The following is a 607-nucleotide window of genomic DNA, read 5'->3' as shown; positions in this document are numbered from 1 at the left end:
TTGAGCTGGATGTAGGGCACTACCAGCGCGGGATGCTGGCGGGTTCTCATCCCAAAGCAGCCACGTTGGTCAAACGCCAAGACGGTTCCTACTTCATCCAGATTGGCGTGGAGTCTGAGGTACCGGAACTGGAGCACGCCGTCAAGGCAATGGGCGTGGATTTGGGTAGGAGGGATATTGCTCATACCTCTGAGGGGGATCACTGGAATGGACAGCAGTTGAACCAGGTCAGAGACCACTACTCCTGGTTGAGAGCGGCTCTGCGACGCAAGGCCAGTCAGGGCACACGCAGTTCTCGACGGAGATGTCGGGAGCTGCTGCAACGGCTGTCTGGTCGGGAGAGACGCTTTCAAGCTTGGGTGAACCACTGCATCTCTAAAACCCTTGTTGCTCGAGCACTGGCCACCCACAGCTTTATTGCCTTGGAGGACTTGACTGGAATTAGGGAACGTACCAATCAACAGCCGCGCAGCAAGACGGAGCGGCGACGAGCAAACAATTGGGCGTTCTCCCAGCTGCGGCAGTTTGTGCACTACAAGGCAGCAAGAGCGGGGTGAAGGTGGTGTTAGTATCGCCCGCTCACACTTGGCAAACTTGTCACCGGTGT

The 607-nt window shown here is 57.0% G+C and carries 1 pseudogene; it reads left to right on the top strand.

The features are described from left to right. Positions 1 to 607, top strand: a pseudogene (locus NW858_RS11580) (RNA-guided endonuclease InsQ/TnpB family protein); the annotation flags it as partial.

The sequence above is a fragment of the Synechococcus sp. H55.10 genome (assembly GCF_047502715.1).
Lineage (GTDB): Bacteria > Cyanobacteriota > Cyanobacteriia > Thermostichales > Thermostichaceae > Thermostichus.
The sequence above is the reverse complement of the archived record's forward strand: the minus strand, read 5'-3'. Positions and strand labels throughout refer to the sequence as shown.